The sequence below is a fragment of the Tardiphaga sp. OK245 genome (genome assembly GCF_900108575.1).
GTDB classification, from domain to species: domain Bacteria; phylum Pseudomonadota; class Alphaproteobacteria; order Rhizobiales; family Xanthobacteraceae; genus Tardiphaga; species Tardiphaga robiniae.
Genome location: NZ_FNWZ01000005.1, coordinates 139,502 through 157,367, shown reverse-complemented (window position 1 = coordinate 157,367; position 17,866 = coordinate 139,502). Strand labels below are relative to the sequence as shown.

The 17,866-nt window shown below is 58.0% G+C and carries 15 protein-coding genes and 1 tRNA gene; 12 read left to right on the top strand and 4 right to left on the bottom strand.

The annotated features are described in order from the left end of the window. Positions 1-18: 18 nt before the first annotated feature. The gene (locus BLW80_RS23840; RefSeq protein ID WP_093760330.1) at positions 19-999 is read left to right on the top strand and encodes a polyphosphate kinase 2 family protein; all 981 of its coding nucleotides are present in this window, start codon (positions 19-21) and stop codon (positions 997-999) included. 154 nt (positions 1,000-1,153) lie between these two features. Here BLW80_RS23840 and BLW80_RS23835 read toward each other — a convergent pair whose 3' ends face one another. Beyond that, positions 1,154-2,047, bottom strand: a complete 894-nt coding sequence (locus tag BLW80_RS23835) for a dihydrodipicolinate synthase family protein (RefSeq protein WP_093760328.1) — start codon at positions 2,045-2,047, stop codon at positions 1,154-1,156. A 500-nt stretch (positions 2,048-2,547) separates the two neighbouring features. On the opposite strand from BLW80_RS23835, the gene BLW80_RS23830 reads away from it, so the two are divergent. The 6 genes from BLW80_RS23830 (at position 2,548) to BLW80_RS23805 (ending at position 8,474) form a co-directional block, all read left to right on the top strand. After that, the gene (locus BLW80_RS23830; RefSeq protein WP_093760326.1) at positions 2,548-4,128 is read left to right on the top strand and encodes a 2-isopropylmalate synthase; all 1,581 of its coding nucleotides are present in this window, start codon (positions 2,548-2,550) and stop codon (positions 4,126-4,128) included. A 196-nt stretch (positions 4,129-4,324) separates the two neighbouring features. Beyond that, positions 4,325-5,326 carry a TRAP transporter substrate-binding protein gene (locus BLW80_RS23825; protein ID WP_093760324.1) on the top strand — a complete coding sequence of 334 codons (1,002 nt, stop codon included), beginning with the start codon at positions 4,325-4,327 and terminating at the stop codon, positions 5,324-5,326. Between the two features lie 174 nt (positions 5,327-5,500). Further along, entirely contained in the window at positions 5,501-6,112 is a 612-nt protein-coding gene (locus BLW80_RS23820; protein WP_093760322.1) for a TRAP transporter small permease, read from the top strand. Beyond that, on the top strand, positions 6,109-7,434 hold the full coding sequence (locus BLW80_RS23815) for a TRAP transporter large permease (protein ID WP_093760320.1): 1,326 nt from the start codon (positions 6,109-6,111) through the stop codon (positions 7,432-7,434). The genes BLW80_RS23820 and BLW80_RS23815 overlap by 4 nt, the downstream gene beginning before the upstream one ends. A gap of 137 nt (positions 7,435-7,571) precedes the next feature. Beyond that, the gene (locus BLW80_RS23810; protein ID WP_093760318.1) at positions 7,572-8,225 is read left to right on the top strand and encodes a Spy/CpxP family protein refolding chaperone; all 654 of its coding nucleotides are present in this window, start codon (positions 7,572-7,574) and stop codon (positions 8,223-8,225) included. Positions 8,226-8,398: 173 nt separating this feature from the next. Then, a tRNA-Lys gene (locus BLW80_RS23805) sits at positions 8,399-8,474 on the top strand. A gap of 60 nt (positions 8,475-8,534) precedes the next feature. Here the strand turns inward: BLW80_RS23805 and BLW80_RS23800 are convergent. Together BLW80_RS23800 and BLW80_RS30025 are read right to left on the bottom strand one after the other, a co-directional pair. Then, positions 8,535-9,005: a hypothetical protein gene (locus BLW80_RS23800; RefSeq protein ID WP_093760316.1), complete on the bottom strand. Its 471-nt coding sequence runs from the start codon at positions 9,003-9,005 to the stop codon at positions 8,535-8,537. A gap of 646 nt (positions 9,006-9,651) precedes the next feature. Beyond that, entirely contained in the window at positions 9,652-9,969 is a 318-nt protein-coding gene (locus BLW80_RS30025; protein ID WP_139285907.1) for a hypothetical protein, read from the bottom strand. A gap of 513 nt (positions 9,970-10,482) precedes the next feature. Here BLW80_RS30025 and rfbF point away from each other — a divergent pair. From rfbF to BLW80_RS23775, 3 genes are all read left to right on the top strand, one after another. Continuing rightward, positions 10,483-11,331: a glucose-1-phosphate cytidylyltransferase gene (gene rfbF / locus BLW80_RS23785; RefSeq protein ID WP_093760310.1), complete on the top strand. Its 849-nt coding sequence runs from the start codon at positions 10,483-10,485 to the stop codon at positions 11,329-11,331. Between the two features lie 10 nt (positions 11,332-11,341). Continuing rightward, positions 11,342-12,400, top strand: coding sequence for an NAD-dependent epimerase/dehydratase family protein (locus BLW80_RS23780; RefSeq protein ID WP_093760308.1), 1,059 nt, complete (start codon positions 11,342-11,344; stop codon positions 12,398-12,400). Between the two features lie 305 nt (positions 12,401-12,705). Next, a complete protein-coding gene (locus BLW80_RS23775; RefSeq protein ID WP_093760306.1) occupies positions 12,706-13,428 on the top strand; it encodes a LuxR C-terminal-related transcriptional regulator in 723 nt (240 codons plus the stop codon). Between the two features lie 33 nt (positions 13,429-13,461). Here the strand turns inward: BLW80_RS23775 and BLW80_RS23770 are convergent, their stop codons facing one another. Further along, the gene (locus BLW80_RS23770) at positions 13,462-14,727 is read right to left on the bottom strand and encodes a lipopolysaccharide biosynthesis protein (RefSeq protein WP_093760304.1); all 1,266 of its coding nucleotides are present in this window, start codon (positions 14,725-14,727) and stop codon (positions 13,462-13,464) included. A 515-nt stretch (positions 14,728-15,242) separates the two neighbouring features. Here BLW80_RS23770 and BLW80_RS23765 point away from each other — a divergent pair. Both BLW80_RS23765 and BLW80_RS23760 read left to right on the top strand, forming a co-directional pair. Then, positions 15,243-15,839, top strand: a complete 597-nt coding sequence (locus BLW80_RS23765) for a Crp/Fnr family transcriptional regulator (RefSeq protein WP_170849783.1) — start codon at positions 15,243-15,245, stop codon at positions 15,837-15,839. A gap of 45 nt (positions 15,840-15,884) precedes the next feature. Beyond that, a complete protein-coding gene (locus BLW80_RS23760; RefSeq protein ID WP_093760302.1) occupies positions 15,885-17,351 on the top strand; it encodes an undecaprenyl-phosphate glucose phosphotransferase in 1,467 nt (488 codons plus the stop codon). Positions 17,352-17,866: the final 515 nt, after the last annotated feature.

The window sequence follows — 17,866 nt, the reverse complement described above, 5'->3', positions numbered from 1 at the left end:
CCCGGAGTTGCCGATCTCATGTCTGCCAAGCCAGTTGTGTCCGCGTTGAAGTCCTATATCGAACCGTATCGGGTCGACGGTTCGAAAGCTTTCCATCTCAAGGCGCATGACACCAATGGCAGCGGCGGACTGCACAAGGAAACCGGCAAGAAGATCATCGAGGCCAACCGCCGCCGGCTGCAGGAGCTGCAGGAAAAGCTCTATGCACAGGATCGCTGGTCGTTGCTGCTGATCTTCCAGGGCATGGATGCCGCCGGCAAGGACAGCGCCATCGAGAGCGTGTTCGACGGCATCAATCCGCAGGGCTGCGAGGTGCATTCGTTCAAGACGCCGTCGTCGAACGAACTCGATCACGATTTCATGTGGCGCCATACCATCGCGCTGCCGCAGCGCGGACGTATCGGCATCTTCAATCGCTCTTACTACGAGGAATGTCTCGTGGTGCGCGTGCATCCGGAGATTCTCGCCAAGCAGAAGATCCCGGCGGAGCTGGTGACAAAAGATATCTGGCGCGAGCGCTTCGAGGATATCACCGCCTTCGAAAAGTATCTGGCGCGCAACGGCACCGTGGTGCTGAAATTCTTTCTCAACGTCTCCAAGGAAGAGCAGCGCGAGCGCTTCCTCGATCGTCTCGAGCAGCCGGCCAAGAACTGGAAGTTCTCATCGGCCGATATCGCCGAGCGCGCCTTGTGGGACAAGTATCAGGAGGCCTATGAGGACCTGATCAAGCATACGTCCTGCGAGGAGGCGCCGTGGCATGTGGTGCCGGCGGATCGCAAATGGTTCTCACGCGTGGTGATCGGCTCGGCCATCGTCAACGCGCTGGAGAAGCTGGACCTGCACTTCCCGACCGTGGACGGCGAGGCGAAGAAGGACTTTACGCTGATCCGCGAGGCGCTGGAGAAGGAAGGGCCGCCGCGGGAAGGCAAGCCTGTGGTGAAGAAGGTCGCGAAGAAGAAGGTGGCCAAGAAGGCAAAGAAGAAAGTGGCGAAGCACTAGGACTTGGCTCGTCATTCCGGGGCGTGCGAGCGTAGCTCGCGCGAACCCGGAATCCCGGAGTGCTTGGCTCTCCGGAGACTCCCATGTTGAGATTCCGGGCTCGGTCTCGTCGCCTTTGGCGACGATCCCGCCCCGGAATGACAGTGTGTAACGCCTAACTCAACTTCAATTCCTTCAGCACCTTTGCCACCTTCTCTTGCGCCGTATCCGTCAGCGGCAGCACCGGGCGCGGTGGCTTCGCATCCGTCAGCCCCATCTGCTCCGCAGCCGCATACATCACGCGCAGGCTGGAAAACTGCTTGAACAGATCCCACAGCGGCTGCATCGCGCCGTTGAGGCGGCGCGCTTCGTCGGCATTGCCGGCCTGCGCTGCGCGGGTGATGGCCAGACAACTCTTTGGAAACAGGCCCGCCGCCACGCAATACCAGGCATCGCCGCCGGCCAGCAGCGTCTCCATCGAATTCCAGTCACCGGCATAGCCGACCGAGAAACCTGATGGTACGGCGGCACGCATCTGCTTCAGGTGATCTGCCGCGAAGCTGGCTTCGGACGAGGTGCCCTTGACGGCGACGACGCCGGGAATACGTGCGATGCGGCCGACGAGGTCGGGCGCGAACTTGAAATGCGTGGTGGCGAAATTGTCGTAGATGACGATCGGCAGTTTGCTTGTCTCGGCAACCGTCCGGAAGTGCTCGAACACCTCGTCCTCGGTGAGCGGCGTGTAGGACACCGGCGCCAGCAGGCCGGCGGCGGCGCCGGCGGCCTTGGCATCGCGCGCCAGTTCGATCGTCTCGTCGGTGCGGAGCGCGCCGATGCCGACCAGCACGGGGACGCGGCCGTTGACCTCCGCAATGGCGGCTTCAGTGGCGCGCCGGCGCTCGTCACGGCTGAGAAACGGATACGAGCCGGTGCTGCCCAGGAGGCCAATGGAATCGACCTTGGCCGCCGCCAGCGGCGCCACCAGCCGCCGTAGCGCGGGCGTATCGACCCTGCCATTCGTATTCATCGGCGTGATCGGGAAAGCGGATAATCCCCTGGCGAAAGTCATCGTCCTGTCCTCGCAATTGCCGTTCGGTCTTAGGGCAAAAGGGTGGCTGCGAAAACGTCCAGTTGGGGATGTTCTGGCTAGGCCAGTCGGCCACGCGCCCGAGCGCCTCCCAGGAGGATTTAGGTCAGTCTTCCTGACCCTCTTAGCCGTTGCAGGGCCCCGCATTTGTCGTCTAGAACGACCTCAGGCCCTCGTCGGCAACGAACCATCAAGGGTTTTCCTTGAGACTGGTTTTGGCCGAGGATGTGGGCCTGAAGGTGTGGCAATGCTGATTCGCAGCGACATGGTTGGAGTTTCCGGGGGAGTGGCTGTTGCCGCTGGTCCCGACGCGATTCCGGCTGCGCTGCGCTCGAACCTCCTTCTTGGCGGGCTGCTTCTGCTTATCTGCCCCTGAGCGCCGTCTGGGCCGTTTGGCCTGGGTACTCAGGGGATCATGACATTCAGAACCATCAGCTCCCTCTGGCGCCCAGACAGATGCGCCGCGACCTAAGGAATATCTCATGACTTCGACCACCCCGTCCGTTCAGGACAAGTCCGACAAGGACCGCGTCATCATTTTCGACACCACCTTGCGCGACGGCGAGCAGTGCCCCGGCGCCACCATGACCTTCGAGGAAAAGCTGGAGATCGCCGCGATGCTCGACACCATGGGTGTTGATGTCATCGAGGCCGGCTTCCCGATCGCCTCCGACGGCGACTTCGAAGCCGTCAACGAGATCGCCAAGCGCACCAAGAATGCCGTGGTCTGCGGCCTGTCCCGCGCCGGCCAGAAGGACATCGACCGCTGCGCCGAGGCGATCCGTCCGGCCAAGCGCGGCCGCATCCATTCCTTCCTGTCCACCTCGCCGGTGCACATGAAGTACAAGCTGCAGATGGAGCCGGATGCCGTCCACGATCTGGTGATCTCGTCAGTGACTCGTGCCCGCAACCATACCGATGACGTCGAGTGGTCGTCGGAAGACGGCACCCGCACCGAATTCGACTTCCTGTGCCGCTGCGTCGAGTCAGCGATCAAGGCCGGTGCGACCACGATCAACATCCCCGACACCGTCGGCTATTCGGTGCCCGAGGAATATTACGACCTGTTCAAGCGCGTGCGCGAGAACGTGCCGAATTCCGACAAGGCGATCTTCTCGGTTCACTGCCACAACGACCTCGGCATGGCCGTCGCCAATTCGATGGCCGGCATCCGCGGCGGCGCGCGGCAGATCGAATGCACCATCAATGGCATCGGCGAGCGTGCCGGCAATGCTGCGCTGGAAGAAATTGTGATGGCGATGAAGGTGCGCAATGACAAATTGCCGTACTGGAACAACATCGACACCACGATGCTGATGCGCGCCTCGAAGGAAGTCTCCGCCGCAACCTCGTTCCCGGTGCAGTACAACAAGGCGATCGTCGGCCGTAATGCCTTCGCCCATGAGAGCGGCATCCATCAGGACGGCATGCTGAAGAATGCGCAGACCTACGAGATCATGCTGCCGGAGACGGTGGGCGTAAAGCAGACCTCGCTGGTGATGGGCAAGCATTCCGGCCGCCATGCCTTCATCCACAAGCTGGAGGAGATGGGCTACAAGCTGGGTCAGAACCAGTTGGAAGACGCCTTCGTGCGCTTCAAGGCGTTGGCCGACCGCAAGAAGGACATCTACGACGAGGATCTGGAAGCGCTGGTCGATCAGGAAATGACCGCCGCCCATGATCGTATCAAGCTGGTGTCGCTGACGGTGATCGCCGGCACCCATGGTCCGCAGCGTGCCACCATGAAGCTGAACATCGACGGCGTGGTGAAGATCGAGGAGGCCGAGGGCAACGGTCCGGTCGATGCGGTGTTCAACTGCATCAAGGCGCTGGTGCCGCATGAAGCCAAGCTGGAGCTGTATCAGGTTCACGCCGTCACCGAAGGCACCGACGCGCAGGCGGAAGTGTCGGTGCGTCTGGCCCATGAAGGCCGCTCCATGACCTCGCGTGCGGCCGATCCAGACACGCTGGTCGCTTCGGCCAAGGCCTATCTCGGCGGGTTGAACAAGATCGTCATGAAGCGCGCGCGCGACATGCCGGCGCCGGTTGCTGCCGCGAGCTGATCGCTTCCCAAAACCTATACGCGCAACGAAACGCGGCGTCGCAAGACGCCGCGTTTTTGCATTGCAGTAAAGCTTTTGCAGCAACCCCTGCGAAGGGAGCGATGGCGTTTGATCGCCGATGACGATAAAGCTCCCTGTGGCATCCAAGCGCAGCGAATTTTAAAAACAGCTCCGCGCGGCCAACAGGGAGAACATCATGCGCAAGTTTATTTTAGCCGCAGCGTCGATCGCAGCGCTCGCGCTGGCCGGTCCGGCCTCCGCTCAATCGCCCATCGTCATCAAATTCAGCCATGTCGTCGCGCCGAATACGCCGAAGGGCCAGGGCGCGGAGAAGTTCAAGGAACTCGCCGAGAAATACACCAATGGCAAGGTGAAGGTTGAGGTCTATCCGAACTCGCAGCTTTACAAGGACAAGGAAGAGGTCGAGGCGCTGCAGCTCGGTGCCGTGCAGATGCTGGCGCCTTCGCTCGCCAAGTTCGGCCCGCTTGGCGTCAAGGAATTCGAGGTGTTCGACCTGCCTTACATCCTGCCAGACAAGGCGGCGCTGACCCGCATCACCACTGGGCCGATCGGCAAGGGCCTGCTGGCGAAGCTCGAGCCCAAGGGCATCAAGGGTCTCGCTTACTGGGACAACGGTTTCAAGATCATGACGTCGAACAGGCCGATGCATAAGGTCGCCGACTTCCAGGGCATGAAGCTGCGCATCCAGTCATCGAAGGTGCTGGAAGCCCAGATGCGCGCGCTCGGCGCCATCCCGCAGGTGCTGGCCTTCTCGGAAGTCTATCAGGCGATGCAGACCGGCGTCGTCGACGGTAACGAGAACACGCCGTCCAACGTCTATACGCAGAAGATGCATGAAGTGCAGAAGCACATAACACTCTCGAACCACGGCTATATCGGCTACGCCGTGATCGTGAACAAGAAGTTCTGGGACGGTCTGCCGGCCGACGTGAAGCCGCAGGTCGAGAAGGCGATGGATGATGCCACAACCTATGCCAACGGCCTGTCGCAGACGGAAAACGACGACGCCATCGTCGCGATGAAGAAGGCCGGTACCACCACCTTCTACGAGCTGAAGCCAGAAGAGCGCGCCGAATGGATGAAGGCGCTGGAGCCGGTGACCGCTGACATGGCGTCGCGCGTCGGCAAGGATCTGATTGCGGCGTTCCAGAAGGAAGCCAACGCCAAGACCAATTGAGGCTTGTCGTAAGGAACTAACGGTTCGTCATTGCGAGCGCAGCGAAGCAATCCAGAAGCCACAAGCGAAGTCTGGATTGCTTCGTCGCAAATGCTCCTCGCAATGACGGAGTGAAAAGCACGGAGCAGCGCGATTACGGTCCAGGCCGATACTCGCCGCGGGTGGGGGACGATCTTGAAATTTCTGTTACGCATCCTCGATCGTCTCGAGGAAACCCTTATCGCGACGCTGATCGGCGCCGCGACGGTGGTGATCTTTATCGCCGTGGCGCATCGCTACACCACCGATTTCGTGGTGTCGTATCGCAATCTGCCCGGTGCGATGGCGGCCTATAAGTTTCTCGCCGGCATCCATCTGTCCTGGGCGCAGGAACTTTGCATCTACATGTTCGTGTGGATGGCGAAGTTCGGCGCCGCCTACGGCGTGCGCACCGGCATCCATGTCGGCGTCGACGTGCTGGTGCTGCAACTGCCGCCGAAATGGCGCAAGGGCACCATCCTGTTCGGCCTTCTGTGCGGCGCGCTGTTCACCGGCATCATCGGCACCATGGGCGCGAGCTTCGTGATGGGTCTGTCGCAGACCGACCAGACATCGCCGGATCTCGAGCTGCCGAGCTGGATCGTCTATCTCTGTATTCCGCTCGGCTCCTATCTGATGTGCTTCCGCTTCCTGCAGGTCGCTTACAGCTATTTCCGCTTCGACGATCTGCCGCATCATGATCACAGCCATGTGGAGGGCATTGAGGTCGACACGGCGGTTGGTCCGACGCCGGAGGGCGTGCGATGACCACGCTCATCATTTTCGCGCTGCTCATTGCGCTGATGCTCACCGGCATGCCGATCTCGATCGCGCTCGGCCTGACGGTGCTGACCTTCCTGTTCTTCCTGACCCAGGTGCCGATCGAGGCGGTGGCGCTGAAACTGTTCACCGGGATCGAGAATTTCGAGATCATGGCGATCCCGTTCTTCATCCTCGCCGGCAACTTCCTGACCCATGGCGGCGTCGCCAGACGCATGATCAATTTCGCGACCTCGATGGTCGGGCACTGGTATGGCGGTCTCGGTCTTGCGGGCGTGATGGCCTGCGCGCTGTTCGCGGCGATCTCCGGCTCGTCACCGGCGACCGTGATTGCGATCGGCTCGATCCTGCTGCCCGCCATGGTCGCGCAGGGCTTTCCGAAGCGGTTCGGCGCCGGCGTCATCACGACGTCGGGCGCATTGGGCATCCTGATCCCGCCGTCGATCGTGATGGTGATCTATGCGGTGGCGACCGGCGGCAGCGTCGCGCTCGGCCCCGATGGCGCACGCGTCACCTCGGCGTCTGTCGGCCAGTTGTTCATCGCCGGTGTCATTCCCGGCCTGATGCTGGCGACGCTGCTCGGCGCCACCACGGTGTATCGCGCCTGGAAGTTCGATTATCCGCGGCTGCCGCGGGCGTCATGGGGCGAGCGTTTCAAGGCGTTCCGCGAGTGTATCTGGGGCCTGCTGCTGATCTTCCTCGTGCTCGGCGGCATCTATCGCGGCTGGTTCACGCCGACGGAAGCCGCGGCGGTCAGCGCCGTCTATGCCTTCATCATTGCGGTGTTCGTCTACAAGGACATGGGCCTGAAGGACGTGCCGCGGGTGCTGCTCGGCTCGGCCAGCATGAGCGCAATGATCCTCTACATCATCACCAATGCGGTGCTGTTCTCGTTCCTGATGACCTCGGAGCAGATTCCACAGCAGCTCACCGCCTGGATCGTCGACATGGGCGTCAACTGGTGGACGTTTCTGATCTTCGTCAACATCCTGCTGCTGGTCGCCGGCAATGTGATGGAGGCCTCATCGATCGTGCTGATCACCGCGCCGATCCTGTTTCCGATCGCGGTGAAGCTCGGTGTGCATCCGGTGCATCTCGGCATCCTGATGGTGGTCAATATGGAGGTCGGCATGTGCCATCCTCCAGTGGGCCTCAATCTCTATGTCGCGTCGGGCATCGCCAAGATGGGCATCACGGAACTCACCATCGCGGTGTGGCCGTGGCTGCTGACCATGCTGATGTTCCTCGTTGCGGTGACCTTCATCCCGGAGATCTCGCTGTGGCTGCCGCGCGTTCTCGGGATGCTGTGACGAAAGATTCTGAAGTGTGTTCCATCGTGAATGCATATTCAGAAAACGAACACATCCAGAAAACACATGGCCAAAGCGTAAGTTGAAGCCGCGGCAGCGCAGGATCATCTTCAAGTAACTTTCCAAAGGAGGTTGCCATGAAGAAGATCTTGCTCGCCGGTGCCGCTGTTGCCGTGATCGCCGGTTCTACCGCGGTCTATGCCCAGCACCGTCCATGGATGCATCATCACGTCCGGATAAATCCGGAAGACCGCGCTGCCTTCGCCGATGCGCGCATCGCTGCCGTGAAGGCCGGGCTCAAGCTGACGCCGGACCAGGAGAAGATGTGGCCGGCGGTGGAGAGCGCGGTACGCGATTTCGCCAAGCTGCGCATCGACCGCGCCAATGCGCGCATGGACGAGCGCAAGAACCGCGACGACGACGCGAAGCGGACCGACACGCCGGACAATCCGGTCGCACGCCTGCAGCAGCGCGCCGGCGACATGGCCACCACGGCCGCCGCGCTGAAGAAGATCGCCGATGCCGCCGACCCGCTCTACAAGACCCTCGACGACGGCCAGAAGCGGCGACTGGCGGTGTTGACCCATATGGACCGCGGCTTCGGCGGCGGGGAGGGCGGCTGGCGTCACCGCGGCCCGCGGCCGGGCTATGAGCGCGGCAGCTTCGAAGGCGAGGGATTCGGCCCTCCCGGCTTCGATCGCCCGCGTTTCGGCGATGACGACGATCGCGGTCCCGGTGGCCCCGGCGACAGATTCGAGCGCAACCCCGCGCCGGGCGCCGAACGGCTCTGATCCGGAGCAGTTTTCCACTGTCGCAATGACGAAGAAGCCGCTGAAATCCAGCGGCTTCTTCGCATTTTCGCGATTGCGAAAAACGGTGCAATTTTTGTGACAGCGTCGCTGGACATCCCCGGATCGCTTTGCTAAACGACGCCGTCCCCACGGGGATATCCGGATCTGGATCCGGGCGCATAGCTCAGTTGGTAGAGCAGGTGACTCTTAATCACCGGGTCCTAGGTTCGAGCCCTAGTGCGCCCACCATTCTGGCTCTTGCTTTGTGGTTCGATCAAAACCATTCGCATTAGCCTCCAAATCGACGCTTCATTCCAGAAGATTTTCGCGGGCGTCCTGACGCTTCCGCGCGCCATCCCGTCGTTGCTGCATCGAGCTGCGCGCATAGGTTACGACCATACTCGCCATGCGATGCCCGCTGAGAGCCCGCAACTGAGCGTCGCTGAGGTCGGCGTCAGCACCCTCCGTATTGCCCGCCGTGCCGCAAGCCCATGAACTTGACCTCAGCATCGATGCCGGCGGCAGTACGGATGTCCGCGACGCGATGTCTAAAGTAATCCCCACGCCAGGGTAGAAATCGTTTTCTAAGGCGGTCGGGAACCAGTTCTCAGTTTCTTGCGGATTTGCCGCCGCCACTTGCGAATATATCACGCCCGATGGAGCTGACGCTGCAGACGCACCGCGAAAAGACTTCATCGCTGTGTCCGTCGAGTACATAACGTCACTTCTTGAATGCATCCCTGCGAGCTGAATCGGAGGATATTGCTCGATAAAATTCATGAGCCATCTTACGCTACAGTATTCACTGCCGTGACACAGGTGGGACGTAAAACAACTTGAGCCGTGTCGGCATGGGATGCGATCTCGTAATCGTGTGTTCCTTGGTCCGAGAACTGTGTCGATTGGGTCGGTAGGATTTGCGTGGCAGTAAACGCTGCGTTCTGCCATCAATCACAGGCGCAATCATCGAGGGCGGCTATGAATCCCGAGACGCCGGTAGCCCAAATAATTTTTTAGACCCAGCTCGAATCCTCCCGCGCACGTCAACCTATCGACAATTTATCGATGTGGAATGCCTGCATCGGACGACGCGTAGCTACGTGACGCGTCGAGCAGGGGCGGGCAGATTATGGTTGGCGAGACAATACCGCGAGGCTTGTTGTTCGAGCCAGAATACGATTATCGCAGGAATTGCATCAGCTTCGAGTTCTGGAATTGTGGAAGGAGGCAGTTGGCTATCGTAAAGGTCGAGTCGCAGTTGCCTCCAGATATTGCTGTAAGATTATTCAAGATCGCTTGGCCAAAGCTCTGGCTCAGTGCTGCTTGCACGAAACCGATCGATGGCGTCGTAGAGCTGGATTTCAAGCTGTAACGAAGCCTCTCGGCAGATACGCTTGAGGCGGTGAGCGTATCGTCAGACCTAAGATCAGCGGACCGGACTCATCCCATCGCTATCAGATGCAATTGCGTTATCGCGTGCCTGGCGACCGGCGGATGTCGCGGTCCATAAATGGTCGAGTACGAGTGAGCCCGCGTCCTCATCAAACTCTTGTTCATGTGGTGGTGGCAAGGGAGTCGCCTGCAACAGAGCGCGGGCGAACAGATCGGAAGCTTCCTCCCCGCCGACGAAAATGCCGCCGCCAACGGGAATTTCGATCTTCGCATTCCAGCCTGGAGCCGGGCCGACTACTTCCGTCGCCAGGAGCTGAAGTTGACCTGGTGTCAGAAAGTGCGAGCTGCTCAAAGTTCCAATCCCGACGCTAAGTTCAAAACAATCTCAACTGAAGAAATCTGCTGTATCTTGTGTCACATGAAGTGGGCGATGAATCGTGGCGACGGGGGGAATATCCAGGGGTGAAGACGAAGTGAAGCGGCCAGACAATACATCCTCGCCACCGTAATAGGCTGTCAGCACCATCACACATAGTGCGGTAAAGTGCATGAGAAGAAGTAGAAATTCCGGACTCATCGTTTCTGACTCATCAGCGCATAGTTGGCCAATCGACGCTCGCAGAGATCTCAACGTAATCGCAATGGTCGCGCATGGGCGACCATATCGGTGGCCCTCAATCAAAATCGCGCAGGTGCTTTACAAGTAGAACGTTGGCGCAAAGTTATTACTCAGCGAAAAATCCAGATTTGACGGCCGTCAACTCGCACCGGATGATGCTGCCTATCCTGCCAACATGGTCATCTGCACGCCAGACGGTATCTGGTGTGAAATCAGACGATGGCGACCAAAGGACAGGAGAGAATAATGAAGGTGGTGATCCTTGCAGGCGGCTATGGCACGCGCCTCAGCGAGCATACGTCGGTCGTTCCCAAGCCTTTGGTCGAAATCGGCGGGCGTCCAATACTCTGGCACATCATGAAACTCTACTCGCATCATGGTCTGAACGAATTTGTGATCTGCTGCGGCTACAAAGGCTCCGTGATCAAGGACTACTTTCTGAACTATTTGCCGCACCAGGGTGATCTCACCGTCGACCTGCAGCGTAACGACGTCGAGATCCATCGCAATGCAAGCGAGCCGTGGAAGGTCACGCTCGTCGATACCGGCGAGAAGACCATGACAGGCGGGCGATTGAAGCGCGTGAAGGATTATATCGGAAACTCGACGTTCTGTCTCACTTATGGCGATGGCGTAAGCGATGTGAATGTGCAGGAGCTTATCAAGTTCCACCACGAGCAAGGAGCGCTCGCGACGGTGACAGCGGTCCAGCAGCCCGGTCGCTTCGGTGCGATTAATTTGTCGTCAGAGCGTCCACGTGCGGCCCGCTTCCGGGAAAAGGATGCGCGAGACGGGCAGGTGATCAACGGAGGTTTTTTTGTCGTCGAGCCTGAAGCACTCGACGTGATCGAGGGCGACAGCACGAGCTGGGAGAACGAACCGTTGGCTCAACTTATCGATCGAGATCAGCTCGCGGTCTATCGACACCACGGCTACTGGCAGAACATGGATACCTTGCGCGACAAGGCCGTCCTGCAGGAGCTATGGGACACGGGGAATCCCCCATGGTGTGTCTGGGATAAAAAGTCCACAGCTCCGACGTTCAATGCTGCTCGTATGTCTGATCCGGCATTTGCCGGTCAGACCGCTAAGTGAGGGCGAGATCATGCGCGTCCTATATACAGGAGCTGACGGCTATATTGGCGCAGTACTTGGGCCAAAGCTTCTTAGCAACGGTCATGATGCAGTTGGCATCGACACAGGCCTTTATCGCCGGGGCTGGTTGTTTGATGATGGCTGCACACGGCCAATGGTCATTTCGAAGGACACGCGCCAACTAACGACGACTGATCTTACTGGAATTGATGCAGTCGTGCACCTTGCCGAGCTGTCGAACGATCCTCTCGGCGAGAATGACCCTGGCATGACCATGGAGATCAATCACGAAGGCTCGGTCGCCTTCGCAAAGAAATGTAAGGATGCCGGCGTTCGACGATTTGTCTACGCGTCATCATGCAGCATCTATGGCGCGTCCGGCGATGAGCTGAAGACCGAGACGTCATCGGTCGATCCGCGCACTGCTTATGCCAAATGCAAGGTTCTGGTTGAGCGCGACGTAAGGGCAATGGCCGACTCGCGCTTCACGCCAGTGTTTCTTCGCAACGCCACGGCATTCGGCGCTTCGCCACGGCAACGTTTTGACTTGGTCTTAAACAACTTGTCCGGCTTCGCATACACCTCTGGAACAGTGCGTGTCATGAGTGATGGGTCGCCTTTACGACCGTTGGTGCATATCGATGATATTTGCCAAGCGATTGTGTGCGCATTGGAAGCGCCCCGCGAAGCGGTGTGGGGCGAGGCCTTCAATGTCGGCGACGAGACGCAGAACTATGCGGTCCGCGACATTGCGAATATCGTCAATGAGACATTCGCCGGCTCCGTATTGACCTTTGGGCCTGCTGGAGCAGACGATCGTAGTTATCGCGTTTCATTCGCAAAGATAAAAGAACATCTGCCAAGCTTTTGTTGCAAATGGGATGCGCGATTGGGAGCGCTGCAGCTAAAGAGCGTCTTTGAGCGCATTCAGCTTGACGAGAAAGTTTTCAATGCGGCGCCCTTTACGCGATTGGCTGAACTCCGGCATCTGCGGGATACAGAGCAATTGGATCCGCGGCTTCGTTGGACGCCAATGAAGGACATGTTCCCTGCAGTCGCGGCGGAATGACTGCTAACTAACCGCGACGTTTCCGCGCAGTCTGCATGTGCGCACCCTCGTGCGCCGAGTAGAATAAAGGTATTGCAATCCAGCCGAGTGCGCGATTGTCGATATCGCGAGTGCGTAATTTACGCGCGTGTACCCAGATTTATACGGGTCATCGAAAAGTTCCATTTGATTCAATGAGTTGACACGGGGGCGTTCGTAGGTATTCTTGTTGCATTGCAGAATATTAAAGTGAGCGGCGGTAGAGGGCGCCCGAAGCAGAATTATCGCCGCATAAATTTGGATTACGCATACCAGGGGTTGGTGTCGTGTCAGTAATCTTAGTGGTCGACCAGCACAGCGTCTATCGAGCCGGCCTCAAGGACGTTATTGAGGCAAGACTTCCACACTCCAGAGTAATCGAGGCGTCTCGCCTCGAGGTTTTCGAAGCGGATGATTGTTTCGACTTGATCCTGATGGATCGAGCAAGCCTCAACGACCTTTCGCTTGAGGTGCTCGCGCAGGTTTATGAGCGAAGACCTGCAACGCGCGTTGCAATCATGTCGACGTCAAATACCCGCGCTGACGTATTTGGCTGCCTCTCGGCTGGGTTTCACGGATTTGTTTACAAGCTGCAATCCGACGAAGAGTTGCTGACGGCTATCAGCGATCTCCTCACTGGACGCATCTATGTTCCACGATGGCTCGCAGATGGCGATCATGGCAGCGTTGGCAGTCAGCGTACGATGACAGTCGATGTCGACAAACTTCGTTTGACGCGTCGCCAGCATGACGTGCTGCCGTTGCTGGCGCAGGGAATGTCGAACAAAGAGATCGCACGTGAGTTGAGCATCGCCGAGGGCACGAGCAAAATTCATACAGCTGCACTTCTTCGGGCGCTTGGCGCTCGCAATAGAACCGAGGCGGCGTTCATGGCCGCAAGGATTGTTGGACCGAAAGAACGTACTGCTAGCCGCGCTTCCAGTACTCGTTTCATGATCGAGGGGATGGGTATGAATGGCGGCCGATCACGCATGAGATTTCCGGCATAGAGCTGGCTGTCGTTGATCCTGGGTAACCTGGGGCTATCCCAGCGCTGGCGACTTGCTCGGCGCAGGGTCATACAGCAACGCGCCGCGCCAGATTGTGATTACCCCAAACGTGATGATCATAGCGGTCCCGGCGCCATAAAGCCCCATGAGTGGCAGACAGAGCGACTGGGCGACGATCAGCCCAGTAACCGATGCGAGATTGGTGAGCGTCATAACGCCATCTCGGCGAGCCGTAAACAACGCCATGGCTCCAAAATCTGCGACGTTGCGCACTGCCATACCCGCCATGATAAGCCAAAATGCCAGCAAGAAGTTTCCGATGGCTGGTTGCTTCAAGTACGGCAAGACGAGATAGAACGCCAATCCGGTCGCTGCACCCAATGCGATTGTCGAGAGCAATGTCGTGCCTAGAAACGGCATCAGCAGCTTCTGGTGTTCTGAATCGCCACCATGATGGTGTGCCTTGATCAATATGGGACGCTGTACCTGCAGGACGGCAATGCTCACGAAGGTGCTCACGGCGTTTGCGGCCGACCAATAGAGAAAGTAAATGCCGGTTAGCTCCAGCCCGAGGAAAAATGAAACCAGATAGCGATCGATATATTGGCTTGCCACAAAACCGAGATCGCTCAGGTAAATGACGAAACCTTTCCTGATCGTGGAGAAAATTCGTTGTGGGTCGATCGCCGCCAGCGAGGTTGCTGTCCACGGCCACAGTCTGGTTGTCCAGAAGAACAGAGCCAAAGCCACCATACTGCCGGCGAGCCAGAAGCACAGCAACGCGGACATAGATCTGAGTTCCGGATACCAGATGGCCAGTGGGGTATAGACCAAGACCCAGAGGGCCCCGCGAATGAAGGCGCTTATGTTGGCCAGAAGGGGCTTTTGCAAATTGGATAGTAACTGGAAAACGTCGTTGCCGAAGTGCTCTAGCAGCGTAATCGCGATAACCAGCGACCATATGCTTGATCCGCTCAGAAAGTGCGTGACCGGAAAGGAAACCGCCAGCGCTAAGGCGTAAACGATGGTGACAAAGGACCAGTAGTGCCGCAGCAGGTCGATCAATTCAGCGAGCGGCAGCGTAACCGCATCCCGCACGATGAGATGGACCATGCCCATCCCGACCAGGCTCGGTCCCAAGGCGACAACGCCGGCGCAGAGTCCAAAGACCCCTAGCGATGAAAGATCGAGATAGCGGCCAACAAAGATGGCGAGCCCGAACTTGCATGCCAAGATGGTTACCCGCATCCCGAGGATAGCGACTGAGGTGGCGAGAAGCCCCGTTCTGACCAATGGCATGCGCTCTTTCGATTGGTGAAAGGGCTTCACTCTCAAGCGATATGCCGCTTCACCCAGTCACGTCTCTGGATGACCTTGAAAAGCAGCGTGAGCCACTCGATGGGGCCATCTGTGAAGTCCGCATTCAATCAAAAAAGGTCAGTGCATAATTGACGGTCGTCACAGAATTCGAAGATGACATCGATGCGTGAATCGCGCATATTCCGTGCGTGATAGTAAATACGTAGAATGCTGCGCTCAGTGGCAATACGCCAGTATTATGGGCGCTATCATAACCAAAAATGTGCGCCAGCTAAGCGCAGTATAGTTTTCCTGACATTCGGTCTAGACCATCAGGCCGAGTTGGAACCATAGAAAACTTAGCGCACGAGCCTGAATTTTCTTAAAGTTGTCTGCATGCCACCTTCAACGCACGCTTAACGTTGAGGGTTGGACCAATGCCGCTAGACATGGTTTCCCTAAAGCCGTCCTGCACACGCGCCCCGATTGGCCTCACTGTGCTGCCCAGCAAGATAATGCTGGATCGTACTCCCACTCCGACGATTGTTCCGCGGGGCAGAGCCCTGTTCTGGGAGGGAGAGCAACAAAACCAGAAGATCGAAATCATAGAAGGCGTCGTGCGGGCAGTGCGTCTGCTCCCCGACGGCAACCGACAAATCCTTGCCTTTTATTGGCCAGGCGATGTTGTCATGCCCACCCAGCAGGCTTGCCAAGAGTTCACAGCCGAAGCAGTTACCGACTGCCGAGTCATTCGCACCACCGTTGCCCGCGTTTGTCATCAGGGCGAGCCATGCGGGACTCATCAAGTTCTGTCGGAAACACTCTCTCTTGTACTGACGATGAGCCAGCGAACCTGCGTCGCCCGGATTGCGTGGCTTCTGCTTCGCATTCAACCTCATTTGCGCGAGGATCCGAAGCGTCCCAAAGCGCTTCGGCTGCAACTATCTCGGGCCGATATCGCCGATCATGTCGGAACGTCAATTGAGACTGTCTGTCGGGCACTCGCTGATTTCAAGGCGAAAGAGCTAATTGATCTGCCAAGCCGGAAGACCATTCGCTTCGTCAATCAAAATGGGTTGATGAAGGTCGCAAGCGCAAGGGCGCAGAGATAGGGGATAGTGTGGTGAAGCTCTCAAGATTTGATAGGAGCAGATTCAATGGATCCGGTGGGCGATCGAAAGGCGGCAGCGAGACTGGAGCGACCGCACGGTCAGCACGAGTTCGGCGTACCGTCCTCCTTGTCAGTGATTTCCCCGCTCGTAGCGGCGCTTGACCTGGTATGGATTGTAATTCTGTCGGTCGCGACGGGCATCATTTATGATGCTACCGCTGTCGCTGGCTATAGCAGTGCGGAAAACAATCTGGGCTCGGGAATGGCTGTCGGCATTCTGTATTCCGCTATTGCTCATGTTTCGAAGTTGTATCAAGCGTCCAATCTTCTGCGAGGCCGGTGGCAGGTTGGCAGATCCGCACTGACATGGTTGGCCGTATTTGCGTCTCTCGCGGCTCTCGTTTTCTTGCTCAAGAGCGGCTCGACCTTTTCTCGTGGCTGGGTTTTACTTTTCTTTGCAAGCGGCCTTGTTGTTTCTTCGGTGTTGAGAGTCATCGTCGCGGAACTCTGTTCCTATATCATCCGCTCGAAGCTTATTCGGCCGAACCGGATCGTTTTGGTCGGTCTAGAGGAGGAGCTCATCGGTAACGCAACGCTGAGTAAGCTTGAGTTATATGGCTACTCTGTTTGCAAAATCGTATCGCTTCCAATGGGGCCCGGCCAATTGCTCGATCCCGCCATCCTCAAGGAACGCATGCGCGAGCTGGTTCGCTATGTCCGCCAAACCGGGGTGGACGAGGTCGTGATCGCAATGCCCTGGGCATTTCTCGATGCGGTCGGGCAAGTCGAAAGCGAGCTGCGTGTTCTCCCCATTCCAATCAAACTCGTTTCGGATCAAAGGACAGCTCGCCTGCTGGATCGACCACTATTCGATTTTGGCCCGACAAAGGCCCTGCAGTTGCAGCGTGCGCCCCTGAGTGCCATGCAGCGAACAATGAAACGATCCATGGACCAGCTGTTGGCCGCATCGGGACTTATTGTCCTGCTGCCAATGTTTGCGATTATCAGCATCGCAATACGCCTGGAGTCGCCGGGCCGGTCGTTATTTCTGCAGCAGCGGGCAGGCTTCAACGGAAAGCCGTTCAAGATCTATAAGTTCAGGACGATGAACACGCGAGACGACGGACCGGTCATTGTTCAGGCCAAGAGGAATGATCATCGTATTACGCGGCTGGGAGCGCTGCTGCGAAAGCTCAGCATTGATGAGATACCGCAGCTAATCAACGTACTTCGCGGGGAAATGTCGCTCGTAGGGCCTCGGCCGCATGCATTGGCACACGATTCTGAATACGATCAGCTCATTGCAACCTATGCCATGCGGCACAAGATCAAGCCAGGAATTACAGGCTGGGCTCAGGTCAATGGACTCCGAGGCGAAACCCCAGAGATCGGCATGATGAAGAAGAGGGTCGAAAGCGACCTGTGGTATATCGAATCGTGGTCGATCTGGCTGGATCTTCGCATCCTGGTTTTGACGGTCTTTCGGGTGTTGAAGACTGACAACGTTTATTGATGTGTTGTTGAAGCTTGTTGCACGTGCGGCGGTGAAACCTCAGAACGCGACGCCTGCTGACGGCCAGTTCGGAGAAGCCGCAAGTTTACTTCCCGACCGCGTCGCTGGGTTGTCGGGCGCCTTAGCACTGAAGCGAGATTGCGGGCACCCCCGTCATTTGATGAGCGCTGCTGTGCGAGCCGCATTGAGCGTAAGCGCGATTGTCATTGCGCTATCAGGGTAAAGTCTCGTTCAGCTATAGGACGTCAATGCGCTTCTGTGCACAAGATCATCGAAGGTACCTGTATCGGCATGGCCTCCGAACAACTGTGGCTAGGATGATCCAAATCGAGACGTCGCGCTGCTGAAGGGCCGCGACGAAGGAGAGTCTCGATCTCCCACCACTAAATAGCAACTAACCTGTCGAATCACGCAGAAATCTGCCATTTTTGTGTTTTATGGTGTTTGCGTGATGTGGACTGTCGACGTATGTGGTACGCCGCCAGCGCGGCCGTGGTGGTCTATCCACGATGTCT

Excerpts from the sequence above, each read along its gene's own strand:
- BLW80_RS23840 (WP_093760330.1), top strand. The coding sequence starts at position 19 with ATGTCTGCCAAGCCAGTTGTGTCCGCGTTGAAGTCCTATATCGAACCG.
- BLW80_RS23835 (WP_093760328.1), bottom strand. The coding sequence starts at position 2,047 with ATGACTTTCGCCAGGGGATTATCCGCTTTCCCGATCACGCCGATGAAT.
- BLW80_RS23830 (WP_093760326.1), top strand. The coding sequence starts at position 2,548 with ATGACTTCGACCACCCCGTCCGTTCAGGACAAGTCCGACAAGGACCGC.
- BLW80_RS23825 (WP_093760324.1), top strand. The coding sequence starts at position 4,325 with ATGCGCAAGTTTATTTTAGCCGCAGCGTCGATCGCAGCGCTCGCGCTG.
- BLW80_RS23815 (WP_093760320.1), top strand. The coding sequence starts at position 6,109 with ATGACCACGCTCATCATTTTCGCGCTGCTCATTGCGCTGATGCTCACC.
- BLW80_RS23810 (WP_093760318.1), top strand. The coding sequence starts at position 7,572 with ATGAAGAAGATCTTGCTCGCCGGTGCCGCTGTTGCCGTGATCGCCGGT.
- BLW80_RS23800 (WP_093760316.1), bottom strand. The coding sequence starts at position 9,005 with ATGAATTTTATCGAGCAATATCCTCCGATTCAGCTCGCAGGGATGCAT.
- rfbF (WP_093760310.1), top strand. The coding sequence starts at position 10,483 with ATGAAGGTGGTGATCCTTGCAGGCGGCTATGGCACGCGCCTCAGCGAG.
- BLW80_RS23780 (WP_093760308.1), top strand. The coding sequence starts at position 11,342 with ATGCGCGTCCTATATACAGGAGCTGACGGCTATATTGGCGCAGTACTT.
- BLW80_RS23770 (WP_093760304.1), bottom strand. The coding sequence starts at position 14,727 with ATGCCATTGGTCAGAACGGGGCTTCTCGCCACCTCAGTCGCTATCCTC.
- BLW80_RS23765 (WP_170849783.1), top strand. The coding sequence starts at position 15,243 with ATGCTGGATCGTACTCCCACTCCGACGATTGTTCCGCGGGGCAGAGCC.
- BLW80_RS23760 (WP_093760302.1), top strand. The coding sequence starts at position 15,885 with ATGGATCCGGTGGGCGATCGAAAGGCGGCAGCGAGACTGGAGCGACCG.